Origin of the sequence: Sedimentitalea sp. XS_ASV28 (assembly GCF_041224545.1) — a bacterium.
Taxonomy (GTDB): Bacteria; Pseudomonadota; Alphaproteobacteria; order Rhodobacterales; family Rhodobacteraceae; genus Sedimentitalea.
Genome location: NZ_JBGFGP010000109.1, coordinates 61271 through 78402, shown reverse-complemented (window position 1 = coordinate 78402; position 17132 = coordinate 61271). Strand labels below are relative to the sequence as shown.

General features: G+C 62.7%; 15 protein-coding genes. 9 read left to right on the top strand and 6 right to left on the bottom strand.

The genetic code is table 11. The features are described from left to right. Positions 1 to 23 precede the first annotated feature (23 nt). The gene (locus AB9K34_RS08110) at positions 24 to 896 is read left to right on the top strand and encodes a VOC family protein (protein WP_369953921.1); all 873 of its coding nucleotides are present in this window, start codon (positions 24 to 26) and stop codon (positions 894 to 896) included. A gap of 2 nt (positions 897 to 898) precedes the next feature. Here AB9K34_RS08110 and AB9K34_RS08105 read toward each other — a convergent pair whose 3' ends face one another. From AB9K34_RS08105 to AB9K34_RS08085, 5 genes are read right to left on the bottom strand one after another with little or no spacing between them, the layout of a single operon-like run. Beyond that, complete coding sequence (locus AB9K34_RS08105) at positions 899 to 1663, bottom strand: aspartate/glutamate racemase family protein (RefSeq protein WP_369953920.1); 765 nt, start codon at positions 1661 to 1663, stop codon at positions 899 to 901. Continuing rightward, positions 1660 to 2922 carry an NAD(P)/FAD-dependent oxidoreductase gene (locus AB9K34_RS08100; protein WP_369953919.1) on the bottom strand — a complete coding sequence of 421 codons (1263 nt, stop codon included), beginning with the start codon at positions 2920 to 2922 and terminating at the stop codon, positions 1660 to 1662. The genes AB9K34_RS08105 and AB9K34_RS08100 overlap by 4 nt, the downstream gene beginning before the upstream one ends. A gap of 55 nt (positions 2923 to 2977) precedes the next feature. Continuing rightward, a complete protein-coding gene (locus AB9K34_RS08095; protein WP_369953918.1) occupies positions 2978 to 3394 on the bottom strand; it encodes an aconitase X swivel domain-containing protein in 417 nt (138 codons plus the stop codon). Beyond that, positions 3387 to 4652 carry an aconitase X gene (locus AB9K34_RS08090; protein WP_369953917.1) on the bottom strand — a complete coding sequence of 422 codons (1266 nt, stop codon included), beginning with the start codon at positions 4650 to 4652 and terminating at the stop codon, positions 3387 to 3389. Before AB9K34_RS08090 ends, AB9K34_RS08095 begins: the two co-directional genes overlap by 8 nt. Positions 4653 to 4655: 3 nt before the next feature. Continuing rightward, positions 4656 to 5474 carry an aspartate dehydrogenase domain-containing protein gene (locus AB9K34_RS08085; protein WP_369953916.1) on the bottom strand — a complete coding sequence of 273 codons (819 nt, stop codon included), beginning with the start codon at positions 5472 to 5474 and terminating at the stop codon, positions 4656 to 4658. 98 nt (positions 5475 to 5572) lie between these two features. On the opposite strand from AB9K34_RS08085, the gene AB9K34_RS08080 reads away from it, so the two are divergent. From AB9K34_RS08080 to AB9K34_RS08065, 4 genes are all read left to right on the top strand, one after another. After that, positions 5573 to 6958, top strand: coding sequence for an MmgE/PrpD family protein (locus AB9K34_RS08080; protein WP_369953915.1), 1386 nt, complete (start codon positions 5573 to 5575; stop codon positions 6956 to 6958). A gap of 76 nt (positions 6959 to 7034) precedes the next feature. Continuing rightward, on the top strand, positions 7035 to 7730 hold the full coding sequence (locus AB9K34_RS08075) for a GntR family transcriptional regulator (RefSeq protein WP_369953914.1): 696 nt from the start codon (positions 7035 to 7037) through the stop codon (positions 7728 to 7730). Between the two features lie 43 nt (positions 7731 to 7773). After that, positions 7774 to 8514 carry an SDR family NAD(P)-dependent oxidoreductase gene (locus AB9K34_RS08070; protein ID WP_369953913.1) on the top strand — a complete coding sequence of 247 codons (741 nt, stop codon included), beginning with the start codon at positions 7774 to 7776 and terminating at the stop codon, positions 8512 to 8514. A gap of 154 nt (positions 8515 to 8668) precedes the next feature. Next, complete coding sequence (locus AB9K34_RS08065) at positions 8669 to 10360, top strand: thiamine pyrophosphate-binding protein (RefSeq protein ID WP_369953912.1); 1692 nt, start codon at positions 8669 to 8671, stop codon at positions 10358 to 10360. A gap of 78 nt (positions 10361 to 10438) precedes the next feature. On the opposite strand, the gene AB9K34_RS08060 is transcribed toward AB9K34_RS08065, so the two are convergent. Next, a complete protein-coding gene (locus tag AB9K34_RS08060; RefSeq protein ID WP_369953911.1) occupies positions 10439 to 11797 on the bottom strand; it encodes a formimidoylglutamate deiminase in 1359 nt (452 codons plus the stop codon). A gap of 137 nt (positions 11798 to 11934) precedes the next feature. Here AB9K34_RS08060 and hutI point away from each other — a divergent pair, with 137 nt between their 5' ends. From hutI to hutU, 4 genes are read left to right on the top strand one after another with little or no spacing between them, the layout of a single operon-like run. Further along, positions 11935 to 13101: an imidazolonepropionase gene (gene hutI / locus AB9K34_RS08055; protein ID WP_369953975.1), complete on the top strand. Its 1167-nt coding sequence runs from the start codon at positions 11935 to 11937 to the stop codon at positions 13099 to 13101. Between the two features lie 2 nt (positions 13102 to 13103). Further along, the gene (gene hutH, locus AB9K34_RS08050) at positions 13104 to 14636 is read left to right on the top strand and encodes a histidine ammonia-lyase (RefSeq protein ID WP_369953974.1); all 1533 of its coding nucleotides are present in this window, start codon (positions 13104 to 13106) and stop codon (positions 14634 to 14636) included. Then, positions 14633 to 15433, top strand: a complete 801-nt coding sequence (gene hutG, locus AB9K34_RS08045) for an N-formylglutamate deformylase (protein WP_369953910.1) — start codon at positions 14633 to 14635, stop codon at positions 15431 to 15433. The genes hutH and hutG overlap by 4 nt, the downstream gene beginning before the upstream one ends. Then, positions 15430 to 17097 carry a urocanate hydratase gene (hutU, locus tag AB9K34_RS08040; RefSeq protein ID WP_369953909.1) on the top strand — a complete coding sequence of 556 codons (1668 nt, stop codon included), beginning with the start codon at positions 15430 to 15432 and terminating at the stop codon, positions 17095 to 17097. Before hutG ends, hutU begins: the two co-directional genes overlap by 4 nt. Positions 17098 to 17132 lie beyond the last annotated feature (35 nt).

Sequence of the window (17132 nt, the reverse complement as noted above, 5' to 3'; positions counted from 1 at the left end):
TGCAGAAGGCTACGGAATCGCTCATGAAATCAGCAAATACCCCCGCACCCGGCGAAGTCTGTCTCGACCATTCCGGGCATTTCATCGCTGATGCTGACGCAGCGCGCGTGGCATTGCAGGCACTTGGCTTCACCGTCACGCCATTCTCTGCCCAGACCCAGCCCGATCCGGACACCGGCAAACCACTGCTGACCGGCACCGGCAATATCTGCGTCATGTTGGCCGAAGGCTATCTGGAATTTCTCATCCACACCGCCGATACGGTCATCGGCAAGGAATTCAAAGCCGCTCTGGATCGTCGTGCGGGCCTGCATCTTGCCGCCTTCGGGGTGGCGGATGCCGCCGCGCGGCATACCGCGTTGCAAGCAGATCGACACGACATGCGCCCGCTGGTCCATTTTTCACGCGAAGTGGAAACGGAGACCGGTTTCGAAACGGCGGCCTTCACGGTTGCCCGGCTGGCGGCCGGCGTGATGCCTGAAGGGCGCGTGCAGATCCTGACCCATCACAATGCGCCCGCCATGTGGCAGCCGCGCTGGACAGATCACGCCAACGGAGCACGGGCATTGCAGTCGATCCTGATCTCGGCACCGGACCCTGCCGAACCGGCCGCGCGGTTCTCGCGCTTCCTTGATCGGCCCGCCGTGCCGCATGGCGCGGGCCTGCGGATACCGCTCGACCGGGGTGCGCTCGAAATCCTGCCCGAGAAGGACGCCACCGACCTTGTCGGCGACCCGGTCGATGCCGGCAGTTCCTGCTTCATCGGGTTGCGGATCGGGATTTCGGATCCGGCGCGCCTGGCGGATCGCGCGGGGGCGCGCTGGATTGGCCAATCGCTCGCCCTGCCGTTCGATCCCGCGCTCGGCTCCGGTATCTGGCTGTTCGATCCCGCCTGACCCTATCTGCCTGCCGCAAAGCTACGTGGCCGCAAACCCGCGTGAAACCAGGTAACCATCGAATAGATGTCATAGACCGGCAATCCGGTGGCCGCCTGCACCGCCGCACTGTATGGCGACATGTTGGTGCATTCCAGAACGATGGCCCCGACCTCCGGGTTCTCGCGCACAAGGCGCTGTGACGCGGCGACCACATCGGCGCAGGCCAGCGACAGGTCGAGATCCTGCTTTTCAGCCTTGATGATGGTGCGAAAGAACTCTGTCCCGTCCTCGGTCCCGGCAACCGGCGTGTCGAGCGGTACGTTGATCCCCTTCAGATGTGCTTCGGTCAACGCGGCCGCATTGATCGTCACGATCCCCGGTCGCTTGCCCGGCGGCAGAGTCGCCTGCACCCAGGGCACCTGCATCATGGACGAGGTCGCCACCGGCACGCGCACCGCGGATGCCAGCTGGGTCTGGTAGATCGACAGAAAGCCGCAATTCGTCGTGATCGCCTCTGCGCCAAGATCGACCAGGTCCGATGCTGCCGAGATGAAATCGTCAAGCAATCCCCGCGCCCCATCACAGACCACCCGGTCAGGGCTTGCGCCCCGCACGATCCGGTAAACCACCGGGAACGGCCATGTTCCGGCATGGCCCATCTCGCCGTAGACCCGGGCAAATCGGGCTTCCAGCATCAGGATGCCAAGAGGTGCACCATAAAGCGCCTTGCCGCCGCGAACCACGTTGGTGTCGGGATCACCGAAGGGATGGACGGGATCGGTCATGAGCGGAACCTTTCAGCAGAAAACGGGGAAAGATCAATCTCCGGTGCGTCACCGGCAACCAGCTGTGCCGCGAGGCGGCCGCTGCGCGCCGAGGAAACCAGACCGACATGGCCATGGCCAAAGCAGTGTACGACACCCCTGATGCCACGCGCCGAGCCGATCACCGGCTTGCCGTCGGGCGTGCTCGGTCTCAGGCCGAGCCAGACCCGCGCGTCGCCCGTGTCCAGATCGGGGAACACCGCCGCGAGGTGCGTCCGCATGATTTCGGCCCTGCGCCAGTCCGGGGCGGCATCCGGGCTGGCGATTTCCACCTGCCCGGCACAGCGGATACCTCCGGCAAGCCGGGAAATCACCACCTTGCGATCGCTGACCATGACAGACGTTGTCGGTCCGGGCAGGTTCGAGCCGCCCTCGACGGTGACATGATACCCGCGCTCACTCTCAAGCGGCACCCGGTCGCCGGCTTTGCTTGCCAACGCCGCCGATCTGGCTCCACAAGCGATGACAGCAGCGTCGCAGGCAATCTCTCCTTGCGAGGTTTCGATCGCCAGAAGTCTGCCACTCTCGCTGCGAAAGCCCGTCGCGCGTGCCGCAATGATGCGCGCGCCCCGCGTCTGTGCAAAGCGCACCAGCGCCGCGCAATAGGCGCCGGGATCCAGACATTGCCCTGCCTCCGGAACGTTGACGGCAAAAGTATAGGTTTTAGCCAAATCCGGCTGGCATCGCGCCAATTCCGGGCCCTCGATCTCGTCACAGATGATCCCCAGGTCACGGCGGATGCGCCACCCGAGACCATCGGCTTCGTAGCTTGCACGGTCGGGATAGACATGCATCAGGCCGGATCGGGCGTTGATCAGCTCCGGCACGCCCGCGCGGATGGCGATCTCTTCATGCAGCGTCGGCGCGTCCTTCAGCAGGGTCCGCAATTCGGCGGCGACCTTGCGGAGTTTTTGTTCGGTTGAGCCCGCCGCAAGATAACGCAGCAGCCACGGCAGCGCCTTTGGCAGGTATGCGGGCCGCACGCTGAGCGGCCCCAGCGGATCGCGCAGCCATTTCGGAACCTGTTTCCAGACACCCGGCGCCGATGGCGGCGTTACCGAATGGGACGACAGCCATGCGGCATTGCCGAAACTGGCCGCCTGCTCGCCTCCCGGCGGACCCGGATCGACGAGCACCACTTTCAGTCCCCGCTCGACGAGTTGCACCGCTGTCTGAGCACCGATGATCCCTGCGCCAAGGATCGCGACATCCGTCTTCATCTGCAATTCTCTCCCGGTTCAGAGGACTTCTTGTCTTGGCCAGCGATCATGACTTTCACCACCGGCACCGCTCGATTCTTCCCGTGTTGCCATCGACTTTCAACATGTCTCCGTTACGCAATCCGGTCCAGAATGTCGCTTCCGGTGACACCACCACCGGTACATCCGCCAGCATCGCACCTTGCGTCACCGAAGGATCGGGCATTTCCCGCAGGATCAGCGCCGCCGGATGGGTATCGTGCATCTTGAGCTGGTACAGGAACCGCCACGCCCCGGCAGAGCCACGGCTTGCCGGCAGCACCAATATCCGACCGGCAACACATTCATCGAAAAGATCGCTGGACCGCCCCACCACACGCCCCGAGCGAATGTCGAGATCCCCCAGAAACGAAAGCGCCGTTTGAGAAACGAGCGCCGCGCCCTCTGCCACGCCCTTGACCACGGCGCGTCCCTGCCAAGCGCTCTCATTCATTGCGGCGCGTCCGCGGATGGAAGCGACCGGTGACCGCCGATTCCACCGCCAGTTCACTGGTTGTGAAGAGCGTCGGGCACTGGATCATGTCGCGCACGTAATGTGCCTGTTTCGCGCTGTCGACGAGGATCGTGCGCAGGGTCGGCGTTGTCACCCCGAGCGTAGGATCCGGCGAACAGGTGCAGGCAAAATGGCAGGAAATGGGACAGGTATCCGTGACGAGCCGCGCGCCCGACGCCAGTAACGGTGCGATCAAACCGGCGTCGCGCGCCATCTGTCGTACCGCGCGACTGGTCGTGACCCAAAGCTCTACGCCCGGCGAAACGCGCCGCCCGGCCAGCAGCCTGGCGTAGTGCTTGATTTCCTCGAACGATGCATGGGGGCAGCCAAGATGAACAAGGTCAAACCCGGTGTCAGACCCTGAACTGAACTCGTCGAATACTCCCGCGATATCGGCCTCTTCAATCTTGACCTCCGGCAGGCCCGGTGAATCTGCATCGTCGCCGAATGGCGGCGTCACGCCCGGCAGGACGAACATTGCCACCCCGCCCGAGGTTGCCATACCCACGCCCAGCGCATCAAGCTCGTCCAGAGAGGGGCGCGCCCGGAGCCCACGCAGCAGTGGCACGCCGTTTCCCACCGCCGCCCCGACCGCGTAGCCAAGCGCCGTGAAGTCAGCAGTGCCGCGAGGCTGCGCGGTGACGATGACGCGATGGGTCGGCTGACGGTTGCGATCCAGATGAAGCCCAAAGCGTGGGTAGCGCCCGGTCATCCCGGCATAGACCGCGAAATATCCATCGCGGTTTGATCGTGCCCCAAGCACCGAATTGGCGAAGACCGTCACCCCGCTTTCGATCGAGGCGATATGCATGTTCCAGGTGGGCCAGTGTCCGGCCCAGTAGGGCGTGCAGGTAAAGGACGTTGCGCTGCCCATCGTGCGATGCGCGGCTTCCGCACGTTTCTGCAATTGGCCAAGCGTGTCCGGTGCTCCGGTGCCCTGCCAGTCCCCCATATCGGCATTGGCAATGTTGGTCGACACGGGCACCGCCATCCGCGCGCCATTTCGCGCGGTGGACTCGATCAGTTCCACATCACCCTTGTACAGCGCCATGCCCGCATGGACATGGGCATATCCGATCTCGACCATATCCGGGGCGTCATAGGCCTCACCCAGCTGGACGAGTGCCGAAATCGCCTGCTGCGCCGCTTCGCCCTCGACACCGTCCAACAACGCCCGGTCGCGCTCGGAAAGCTGCATCGGTCAACTTCCGATCCGAAGCGTGGCGTGATCGCGCCGCAGCGCGGCAAGGATGCTGAGCGCCACCAGCATGCTGGTGCGGTTGTTGTTTGGCGAGGGGTAGTTCTGCGACGTCATCTCAAGCGAAACGGCGCTGGCTTCGACGTTCAGCGTATGCCGGGCACCCGGCAAGGTGCCATCCGCGAAAATACGCACCTGTGTCCGGTCCAGTCCGATACCGACAAGCCCCAGAGTCACCGCCACGTTGAAATGTCTCGGAAAGTGCATGGCCGCTTCTCGCGCGCTGCCCTCGAACACGGACACGGCGCCCGCTTCTGCCAAAGCAAGGTCAATGCCATGTTCATGGATGAACGGCTCATGCGCAAAAGATGACGGCTTGATGTGCGATGTCAGGGTAACAGACTTGATTTCATCCTCTGCCGCGGCACGGATGATGTCGAGACCGGGCAAGGTGCCACCGGCAATCTGCAATGTGGCACCCGCCTTTTCCGCTATGTCCACGAGATCGAGATTGACGGCAAGCGCGCCGACGCTCACCGCGATGACATGACCACCGGCCTTCAGCGTCGGCTCGACCACGTCGCGAAAGCCGTCATAGGTGGCACATTCGACCAGTGTCGCATCGTATTGCGGCACATCGGACGCCGAAATGACCGGAACATCCAGACCGAACCTTGCGGCATTCTCGGCGGCCTTTTGCTTGTCACGCGCCACAATCGCAACGATCCGGAGCGATTCCGCAGGGTCGGCGGCCAGCCTTGCGGCAATCTGCTGACCCACGTTGCCAAAGCCGCCCAAAACGATCCGCGTCGTATCCGTCATGCCCTTGTCGCCCCACGAATGCCTTGACTGATATTTGTACTCTGTCATGTATACAGATAGATATGCAATCTAAAATTCACTTTTCCGAAGGACCTACCATGAACGATCGCGCACCAATCACCCGTTCACTTGCCGCCTTCGTGTCAAGTTTCACCCCCTCGTCCCTGCCCGACGAAGTGATGGCCTATACGCGCGAACTCGCCCGTGACGGGCTTGGCGTGCTTTATGCTGCGACACATGAAAGCGTTACAGCGGCGCAGGGCATCTGCGGTTTTGCCGAAGAAATTGCCGGACCCGGCCCCTGCACGCTGATCGGGCGAAACCGCAAGGTGGATCCGCTCAGCGCAGCGCTCGCCAATGGAACCCTTGGCTATGCCGCCGATTTCGAGCCGCACCACCCCGAGGCGATCCTGCATCCGATCGCAGTGATGGTTCCCACCGCCCTCGCGCTTTCGGAAGCTCACAGGCGGACCGGTGCCGAGGCCCTGGCGGCCGTGGCGCTTGGGTGTGAAATCACCTACCGTGTTTCAATGGCGATGAATCCACGCGAACTCTATGATCGTGGTTTTCATCCCTCTGCTGTCGCAGGCAGCTTTGGCGCGGCGGCGGCGGCTGCGTTCCTGACGGGCCTGAACGAGGAACAGACCGTGCGCGCGCTTGGGCTTGCCGGCCTGCAAACCTCCGGCCTGCTCGCATGGCAGGATGACCCGCGCGAAGATGCGCGGCCGTTCCAGATGGGACTGGCCGCGCGTAACGGGGTGATGTCGGCGATGCTCGCAAAACGCGGGTTCGGGGCGCCGGACCGCATTTTCGATGGCGGCCACACGGTTCTGAACGCCTATAGCGGCGTCGCCGATCCCACACCCCTGACCCTTGACCTCGGAACGGCGTGGGACGGGGTGATGGAACTGGCGATCAAACCCTACGCCTCTGTGTCCTTCCTGCATCCGGCGCTTGATGCGCTTGTCGTGCTACTCGACGAACATGCGCTGACTTCCGAGCAGATCGGAAAGATCAGTTTGCGCTTTGCCGAAGCCGGGGCGCATTGCGTTGATGACAACCCGCTCAAGGGCCATAGCGCACAATATATCCTGCCAGTTCGTGCGGCGATGGGACGTCTGTCGTTTCTCGATCTCTTTATCGACCGCCGCGAGAGCGAACCGGAGGTCGCCCGCCTCGCCGCCAGCGCCGAGGTCATTCGCGACACCGGCACCTTCAACGACGCGTTTCCGGATTTCTACATGGGAGAGGTCATTCTTACCCTGACCGATGGCCGGACATTGTCAGCGACATCAAAGGTCGCGCGCGGCTATCCGGAGCAACCCCTCAGCCGGGAAGAGCTCGACCGGAAATTCGAAGAGGTCACGTCCACCGTCTGTTCCCGGTCTCGCCGCAGGTCGCTCGCCGACGCCTGCGAAACCCTAATCGACGCGCCGGATGTAGACGCGCTCATGACCTTGCTGGCACAGGCACCCGACGCCTGACCTGATGGCCGTTGACGCCGAAGTGCGGCAATACATACAATCCGGCATACAGAACGAAAATCGAGGCAAAGGTGCGATGACCAAGACTGACAAAACCGCAACCAAGGTCGTTCACGTCTCGTCCTCTCATCGTGCCCACCAACAATTGCGCGAACAGCTCCTCCGGTCAAGATTTCTGCCCGGTCAGAAGATCAACGAAGTCGCCCTGGCCAAGGAACTGGAAATCAGCCGCACGCCCCTGCGCGAGGCGCTGAACCGTCTTGTGGCCGAGGGCTTGCTGATGGACAGGGAACGGGGATTTTCGGTGCCGTCGCTGAATCCGGAAGTGATTTTCGATCTCTTCGAAGCACGGGTCGAGATCGAATGCGCGACCGTTCGGCTGGCCTGCGAGCGCGCCGAAGAATCCGAGCTTGAGGCATTGTCGGATTTTCTTGCCGAAAGCATGGCGGAATCCCCGGATGCGTCGGTTGACCGGTTGATCGAACTCGACATTCGCTTTCACGACACCATCGCCGAACTGTCCCGCAACGAAGTGTTGCGACAACTTCTAACCAATATAAATGGCCGCATACACCTGATCCGCTGGATCGCGATGGAAGGTCGGCGAGACCGCACACAGAGCCAGCATCGCGAGATTCTCGACCACATCCGCGCCGGCGATACCGAGGCCGCCATTGCCGTCATGCGCGACCATATCCTGCACCGCAACGAGGACATCCTCGCCGCAATCAAGGCCGCCTACGGTCATGTCTACACACGGTCTTCTGCCTGAATCCACGTTGCGGACCGCCAGCTTCACGAAGGACGCCAAGCCGATGACGCGCTACATCATCATAGGAGCCGGATCGGGTATCGGCGCGGCTCTTGCGCGCCGGATGGCCGCGCCGGACACAGAGTTCCTGCTGCATACGGGTTCCAATGCTGATCGTCTGGCCGATGTTGTGAAGGCCTGCGAAAGCGCGGGGGCCACCGTCTCGACCTGCCTGGGCCTGACCGAGGACCCGGCGATGGTCGAAAGGGTCGCGGCATGGCTGGATCCGTTGCCGCAGGGTGCGCTGAGCGGGTTCGCCTTTACCGCAGGTTACGCCAGGCTTGGCACTATCACGTCCACCGAACCCGCGGCGCTGCAAACGGCGCTGGACGCGATGCCCGTGGCGTTCCAACGGCTCTGCACCTGTGTCGCGCCGAAACTGGCAGATCATCGGGGTCGCATCCTCTGTGTCAGCGCGTTCGGCGCGCACCGCTCCAAAACCCACAGCTATGCCCCCACCGCGCCCGCAAAGGCGGCGCTGGAGGCGCAGGTGCGTGTCTTTGCGGCCAATCTTGCGCCGCGCGGCATCACGGTGAACGCGGTTGTACCCGGTTTCATCGCGAAAGACGCGGGCACCCATTCGTCCCTCACAAGCGAACAATGGTCCGAGGTCACGAAAACCATTCCCATGGCCCGCCTCGGTCAGGCTGCGGAAGTCGCGGCGGCGGCAGCTTTTCTGTTGTCGGAACAGGCGGGCTATGTGACCGGTCAATCCCTGCATGTAAACGGTGGGCTGACGCTCTGACCGGCCCGGGGGCCATGTCCCGAAAACCGCTGACTTCAATACGCTCGACGAAAGCGGATCACGGGCGTTGCTTATCGTCGACGTTTCTGTATACAGATAAAAATACAGATACCGGATCAAGCCCGGTTCCCCGCATGAAAAAGGAGATACGGTCATGGAAAACACGCTCAACGGCGCCGAAGCCATGGTGCGGATGCTGGAAGCGCAGGGTGTGGATCACATCTTCGGACTGTGCGGCGATACCACGCTGCCCTTTTACGATGCGATGCATCAGCTCGACCACAAGATCAGGCATGTGCTGACCCGTGATGAACGCAGTGCGGCCTACATGGCCGACGGATACTCCCGCGTCACCGGCAGGCCCGGTATCTGCGAGGGGCCGTCCGGAGGCGGCGCGACATATATTCTGCCGGGGTTGATCGAAGCGTCCGAAAGCTCTTATGCCGTGCTGGGCATCACCACCGATATCTCCGTCTCGACCTATGGCAAGTATCCCCTGACCGAGGTGGATCAAGAGGCGCTGATGCGCCCGTTGACCAAGTGGAACACGGTGATCAGGCAAGCCGCGCATATCCCGCGCATGGTCCGCGCCGCTTTTCGGGCGATGACCACCGGTCGGCCCGGATCCGCGCATCTCGGCCTGCCCTACGACATTCAGTATGATAGGGTTGATCCCTCCGACATCTGGGCCGATCCCAGGACGGCCACCTATCCGGCCTATCGCACCGGACCGGATGCCGCGTCGGTCGAGGCGGCGGTTGATGCCATCCTGTCGGCGAGAAACCCCCTGATCGTCTGCGGGGGCGGCGTCGTCGTGGCGGGCGCGATGCACGAGCTCGACCGCATCGCCACCCGGCTGGACATCGCGGTGGCAACCTCGATCTCGGGTCAGGGTGCGCTGGCCGATACACACCCGAACGCTCTGGGCGTCGTGGGTTCGAATGGCGGAACCGACCAGACCTGGGAAATGATGCAGGCTGCCGATCTCATCGTGTTCATGGGGTGCCGCGCCGGTTCGACCACGACATCGCGATGGGAGGCGCCAAGCGTCGGCACGCGTATCGTGCATTTCGATGTGGACCCGATGGTGATCGGAGCCAACCTGCCGACCGAGGTCGGGGTGGTGGGCGACCTGAGCATGTCCCTGCACATGGTGAATGCCGAGCTGGACCGCCGCGGTCAGGGTGGCGCGACCTTCGGTGCCGCCGCCGCCGTCGCAGACATCAAGCGCCGCAAATTCGAGATTTTCGACCGTATTGCCGCCGAGGAAAACCGGCCCATTCGCCCCGAGCGCGTGATTTCCGACCTGATGAAGGTTTTGCCGCCCGACGCAACCGTTGTGTCCGACCCCGGTACCTCCTGCCCCTACTTCTCAGCCTATTACCGCCAACAGCTTGCCGGGCGCCACTTCATCACCAACAGGGCGCATGGTGCGCTGGGCTATTCGCTCGCCGCGTCGCTGGGCGCATGGCATGGCCGCCCGGACAGCAAGACAGTCGCGCTGATGGGTGACGGCTCTTTCGGTTTCACCGTGGGGGAACTTGAAACCGTTTGCCGAGCGCGGGCACCCATCACCTTTATCGTTTTCTCGAACTCCAATTTCGGCTGGATCAAGGCCAGCCAGATGGCCGACAAGGGCGCGCGCTATTACAACGTGGATTTCAGCCGCGTGGATCAGGCCGCTGTCGCGGCTGCCTATGGCGTGAAATCCTGGCGCGTCGAGGACCCTGCCGATCTGGAACGGGTGCTGCGAGAGGCGGTGGACCATGACGGACCGACACTGGTCGATGTGATCACCCAGCCGCTGGAAGAAGCCAACGCCCCTGTGCGCCGCTGGATGGGCTGATCGTTCGGCTTTTCGTCAGAAGATCGCGTGCGCGCTCCGGCTGGTGACGTCCGGAGCGCAGCAGAATGTTTCCCGGCGTCAGAGCGAAGCGACGAGATCGGTGATTGCCGCGCGATACGCCGCCACGACTCCATCACGTGCGACGTGGCGCCCCTCCTTGACAGAGTGTCGACCCGCCGACCACAGATCGGTCACCACCCGATCCTTGGCGGCAAACACCAGACCATCAAGTATCTGATCGCGCGACAGGGCACACAGCGTCGGGTCGGTGCTATCTATGGCGACAAGGTCGGCCAGACGCTGCTCGGCGATTTCGCCCGCGTTTCGACCGAGTGCACGGGCACCGCCGCGCGCCGCGTCGGTATAAAGCCCATGGCCAACAGACCCTTCGCCAGACACAAGAACATTGCGTGCCAGATCGCGCAGGCGCTGGGAATATTCCAGCGTGCGCAACTCTTCGGTCAGCGAAATGTTGACATTGGAGTCCGAACCGATGCCGAAAGCCCCGTTTGCCGCGAGATAGGACACACCGTTGAACGGACCATCGCCCAGGTTTGCCTCGGTGATCGGGCACAACCCGGCGACGGCTCCGGTTTGCGCCATCGCGCGTGTCTCGCCCTCGGTCATGTGCGTGGCATGGATCAGGCACCAGTGGCGGTCGACATCTGCGTGGGCCAGCAACCACTCCACCGGACGCTGACCGAGCCATGACATGATGTCATCAACCTCCTTCGGTTGCTCGGCGATATGAATATGTACCGGGCCATCCACTGACTGCCTGAGGACGACCTCAAGATCTTCGGGAGAGGTGGCGCGCAGCGAATGCGGGGCGATGCCAAGACGAGCGTCGTCCGGCAGGGTTTTCATCCCCTCGCGCGCCGCATTCACGAGTGATAGGTAGCCATCCACGTCATTGCCAAATCGCAACTGTCCCTGTGACAAGGCGGCCCGGCCTGCCCCGCCATAGGTATAAAGGACCGGCAGATGGGTGAGCCCGATCCCCGTGCGCGATGCGGCGGCATAGATGCGCAGCGACAGTTCCGCCGGGTCATCATAGGAGACCCCGCCGGTCTGGTGATGAACATAGTGAAACTCGCCGACCGAAGCGTATCCGGCCTCCTGCATCTCGACAAAGACCAGCGCGGCGATGGCCTCGATCTGATCCGGCGTCAGCCGGTCCATGAAACGGTACATCAGGTCGCGCCATGTCCAGAAACTGTCACGCCCGTGTTTGCGGTATTCCGTCATCCCGGCCATCGCACGCTGAAACGAATGGCTGTGCAGGTTTCCCAGCGCCGGCAGGAGCGTATCGACCTGCGTTGCATCGCGGGGGCACGGGGTATCGCATGTGATTGTGGTGATGATCCCGTCATCGATGGCAATCAGAACATCCTGTGCCCATCCCGAAGAGAGCAATGCATGACGTGCGTGGATCATTTCATAAATTCCGTCATTAACGAGTTTATGTATAGACATATAAATCAACTTTGACTAAGAAAAAAGCAGAATCGTGCAAGGACCGGAGCGCCGTGACCGATACCAAACAAACACTGATCAACCTGAATGTTGCAACCATGTCGCGACAGGACGTTCCCTATGGAATGATCGAAAACGCGGCCATCGTGCTGGATGGCGGGCAGATAGACTGGGTCGGACCCCTGACCGAGCTGCCCGACAGATACGCATCGTACCGCGTGCACGATCTGGATGGGCGGCTCGTGACTCCGGGACTTGTCGATTGTCACACCCATATCGTTCACGGCGGCGATCGGGCGGTCGAATTCGAGATGCGGTTGAACGGGGCCTCTTACGAAGAGGTCGCGCGCGCCGGTGGCGGTATCGTTTCCACGGTCAGCGCCACCCGGTCGGCGAGCGAAGAGACACTGCTCGCAGAGGCGTTGCGCCGGGTCGATGTGTTGATAGGCGAAGGTGTTACCACGATCGAGATCAAGTCGGGCTATGGGCTGGACCGCGAAACCGAATTGCGCATGCTGCGCGTTGCCCGAACCATCGGCAAGCAGCGCGACATAAGGGTACGCACATCATTCCTGGGGGCGCATGCGACACCGGCGGACTACAAGCACCGCGACGACGCCTATATCGACGAAATCTGTATCCCGACCCTGCGCGAAGCACAGGCACAGGGTCTGGTCGATGCGGTTGACGGGTTTTGCGAGGGAATCGCCTTTTCCCCTGACCAGATCGCGCGAGTATTCGAGGTGGCGCGCGAATTGCAGCTTCCCGTGAAACTGCATGCCGAGCAACTCTCGAATCTCGGCGGGGCAAAACTCGCGGCCCGCTTTGGCGCACTTTCTGCGGATCATCTGGAATATCTCGACGAAGACGGCGTGCGGGCAATGGCTGCATCCGGCACGGTCGCCGTGATCCTGCCCGGCGCGTTCTATACGTTGCGTGAAACGCAGGCGCCGCCCATCGATGCCTTTCGCAAGCACGCGGTTCCGATGGCATTGGCAACCGATATGAACCCCGGATCGTCACCGCTGAATTCGCTGCTTCTGACGATGAACATGGGCTGCACCCTGTTTCGGCTTACCCCCGAAGAAGCGCTGGCCGGCGTCACCCGCCATGCGGCGCGCGCGCTTGGTCTCGACGACGTGGGGACCGTCGCGGTGGGCAAACGGGCCGAGCTTGCAGTCTGGGATGTGCAGCACCCCGCAGAGCTTGCCTATCGCATCGGTTACAATCCCCTTCACGCGCGCATCATCGGAGCGCCAAAATGAAAATTCTCACATTGACCCCCGGTTCCGTCACGCTGGCCGATCTGGAAACCGTATTTCGCACGGGCGCGGCGGTGCGGCTCGACCCGGCCTGCCATCCCGCCGTGATCGAGGCACAGACCAGAATAGCGGCAGCAGCCAACGGCAACGCGGCGGTCTACGGCGTCAATACCGGGTTCGGCAAACTGGCAAGCGTCAAGATCGAGGCCAGGGACACGGCAACCTTGCAGCGCAACCTGATCCTGTCGCATTGCTGCGGCGTCGGTGAACCGATCCCGCAAAGCCATGCGCGCCTGATGATGGCCCTGAAGCTGCTCAGTCTCGGGCGCGGGGCCTCGGGCGTGCGGATGGAGCTGATTGCCCTGATCGAAGCGATGCTGGCCAAAGAGATCACCCCGGTGATCCCGGTTCAGGGTTCCGTGGGCGCGTCAGGAGATCTTGCACCGCTGGCGCATCTCGCAGCGGTCATGATGGGTCATGGCGAAGCCGAGTATCGCGGCGAAACCCTGCCCGGAGCCACCGCCCTACAACGCGCCGGTCTCAAGCCTGTTGCGCTCGGCCCCAAAGAGGGGCTGGCGCTGATCAACGGTACGCAATTCAGCACGGCCTTTGCGCTTGCGGGGCTGTTCGGCGCATGGCGCGCGATGACCAGCGCGCTGGTCACGTCGGCGATGTCCACCGATGCCATCATGGGATCCACCGCGCCGTTGCAACCCGAGATCCACGCGCTGCGTGGCCATGCCGGGCAGATCGAAGCGGCCGATTGCATGCGCAATTTGCTGGCCGGATCCGTGATCCGCGAAAGCCATCGCGAAGGCGACACACGGGTACAGGACCCCTATTGCATCCGCTGCCAGCCGCAGGTCACCGGGGCGGCGATGGATATGCTGCGCATGGCCGCGCGCACGCTCGAAATCGAGGCAAATGCCGCGACCGACAATCCGCTGGTGCTGGTCGGTGCAGATATGATCGTCTCCGGCGGCAACTTCCATGCCGAACCCGTCGGCTTTGCCGCCGACATGATCGCGCTGGCCCTCGCCGAGATCGGCGCCATCGCCCAGCGCCGCGTCGCGCTGATTGTCGATCCGGTTCTCAGCCACGACTTGCCGCCATTCCTCACACCGAATCCCGGGCTGAATTCGGGCTACATGATCGCCGAGGTGACCACCGCCGCGTTGATGAGCGAGAACAAGCATCTCGCCAACCCCTGTGTGACCGACAGCACACCCACCAGCGCCAACCAGGAGGACCATGTCAGTATGGCGGCGCACGGGGCCGTGCGGCTGGGTCGCATGGTTGCCAATCTCGAACGCATACTGGGTGTCGAATTGCTCTGCGCGGCACAGGGTATCGAATTCCGTGCGCCGCTGCGCACCAGCGCACCGCTCGCCCGGGTGATGGACACCCTGCGCCAGTCGGTCGACACCTTGACCGAGGACCGCTATCTCGCGCCCGACCTTGAGGCCGCCGCCTCGCTGATCCGGAATGGTGACGTAACCGCCAGCACCGCAATCAACCTTCCGGAGTTGTCGACATGACCCCAGTTGAAATCATCCGGGGCGACGGCCCCATCGTGCTCGGCCTGCCCCACACCGGCACCGGATTGCCCGACGATGTCATGGTCCGTCTGAACGCGCGCGGACGCGGGCTGGATGATACGGACTGGCATATTCATCGGCTCTATGACGGGCTGTTGCCAGATGCCACGACGGTACGTGCCACGTTCCATCGCTATGTCATAGACGCCAATCGCGACCCCAGCGGTGCAAACCTTTATCCCGGCCAGAATACCACCGGCCTTGTGCCGCTCACCGATTTCGACGGGCATGACATATGGGAAACTCCTCCGGACAGCGAAGAGATCGAAGACCGGCGGCAACGGTTTCATGCGCCCTATCACGCGGCGCTACAGGCCGAACTGGCCCGGGTACGCGAACGGCATGGCATCGCCATCCTCTATGACTGCCATTCGATCCGCAGTGAAATTCCGTTCCTCTTTGATGGCATCCTCCCGGATTTCAATATCGGCACGAACATGGGAACAACCTGCGATCCGCGCATCGAAGCCGCGACACGCGACATCTGTTCCTCTGCCGCGGGCTATTCCAGTACGGTAAACGGACGGTTCAAGGGCGGATGGACCACCCGGCATTACGGCCACCCCGAAGACGGGCTTCATGCCATCCAGATGGAACTGGCGCAATCCACCTATCTGACGCAGGAAACCGCCCCCTGGACCTATGACGAGGCCAAGGCCGGGCGGTTGCGGTCTCACCTGCGGACAATCCTGACCACACTGGCCAAGATGGCCCCCGAGTTGAAAGGCGCATCATGAGCGATCCCCGCAAGAACACCCGCGATATCTATCCCGCCACAGGTCCCGAGATCAGCGCCAAAAGCTGGTTGACCGAAGCGCCGATGCGGATGCTGATGAACAACCTGCACCCGGACGTGGCCGAAAACCCGCACGAACTGGTCGTTTATGGCGGGATTGGTCGCGCTGCGCGGACATGGCAGGATTTCGACAGGATCGTCGCCAGCCTTCGCGAGCTTGAGGACGACGAAACCCTGCTCGTGCAATCGGGCAAGCCGGTCGGCGTGTTCAGAACCCACAAGTACGCACCGCGCGTTCTGATCGCAAATTCGAACCTCGTGCCGCACTGGGCCAACTGGGATCATTTCAACGAGTTGGACAAGAAGGGCCTCGCGATGTACGGCCAGATGACGGCCGGCTCATGGATCTACATCGGGTCCCAGGGGATCGTGCAGGGCACCTATGAAACCTTTGTCGAGGCGGGCCGCCAGCATTATGGCGGCGACCTGTCAGGCAAGTGGATCCTGACCGGCGGGCTGGGTGGCATGGGAGGCGCGCAGCCGCTGGCGGCGGTGATGGCGGGCGCCTGTTGCCTTGCGGTCGAATGCAACCCGGACTCCATCGATTTCCGTCTGCGCACCCGTTATGTCGATGAAAAGACGGACAGTCTTGAAGACGCGCTCGAGATGATCCGGCGCTGGACGTCAGAGGGACAGGCAAAATCCGTTGCATTGCTGGGCAATGCCGCCGACGTATATCCGGAACTCGTGAAACGGAGTATCCGCCCGGATATCGTGACCGACCAGACCTCGGCCCACGATCCGGTCAATGGCTACCTGCCGCAGGGCTGGAGCCTGGGCGAGTGGCGGCAGAAACGCGAAAGCGACCCCAAGGCCGTGGAAAAGGCCGCGCGGGCCTCGATGAAAGTGCAGGTCAAGGCGATGGTCGACTTCCATGCCGCCGGCATTCCGACCGTCGACTACGGCAACAATATCAGGCAGATGGCGCTGGAAGAGGGTCTGGAAAACGCCTTTGATTTCCCCGGCTTCGTCCCGGCCTATATCCGTCCGCTGTTTTGCCGTGGCATCGGTCCGTTTCGCTGGGCCGCGCTGTCCGGCGATCCCGAAGACATCTACAAGACCGACGCCAAGGTCAAAGAAATACTCGCCTCGGACAGTCACCTGCACAACTGGCTCGACATGGCGCGGGACCGGATCGCATTCCAGGGCCTGCCCGCCCGCATCTGCTGGGTCGGGCTGGGCGTGCGCCATCGGCTGGGCCTCGCGTTCAACGAAATGGTGCGTAACGGCGAGCTGTCGGCACCCGTGGTGATCGGCCGGGATCACCTCGACTCCGGCTCGGTCGCTTCGCCCAACCGCGAAACCGAAGCCATGAAGGACGGATCGGATGCCGTATCGGACTGGCCACTGCTCAACGCGCTGCTGAACACCGCGTCAGGCGCGACCTGGGTCAGCCTGCATCACGGCGGCGGGGTCGGAATGGGATTTTCCCAGCATTCCGGCATGGTAATCTGTTGCGATGGCTCCGAAGATGCGGACCGGCGGATCGAGCGTGTCCTGTGGAACGACCCCGCAACCGGGGTCATGCGCCACGCGGACGCGGGGTATGACATCGCGCTGGATTGCGCCCGTGAAAACGGCCTGAACCTGCCGGGCATTCTCTGATTGCCCTCACCTGTCGTCGTCCCGATGCAGGGCGA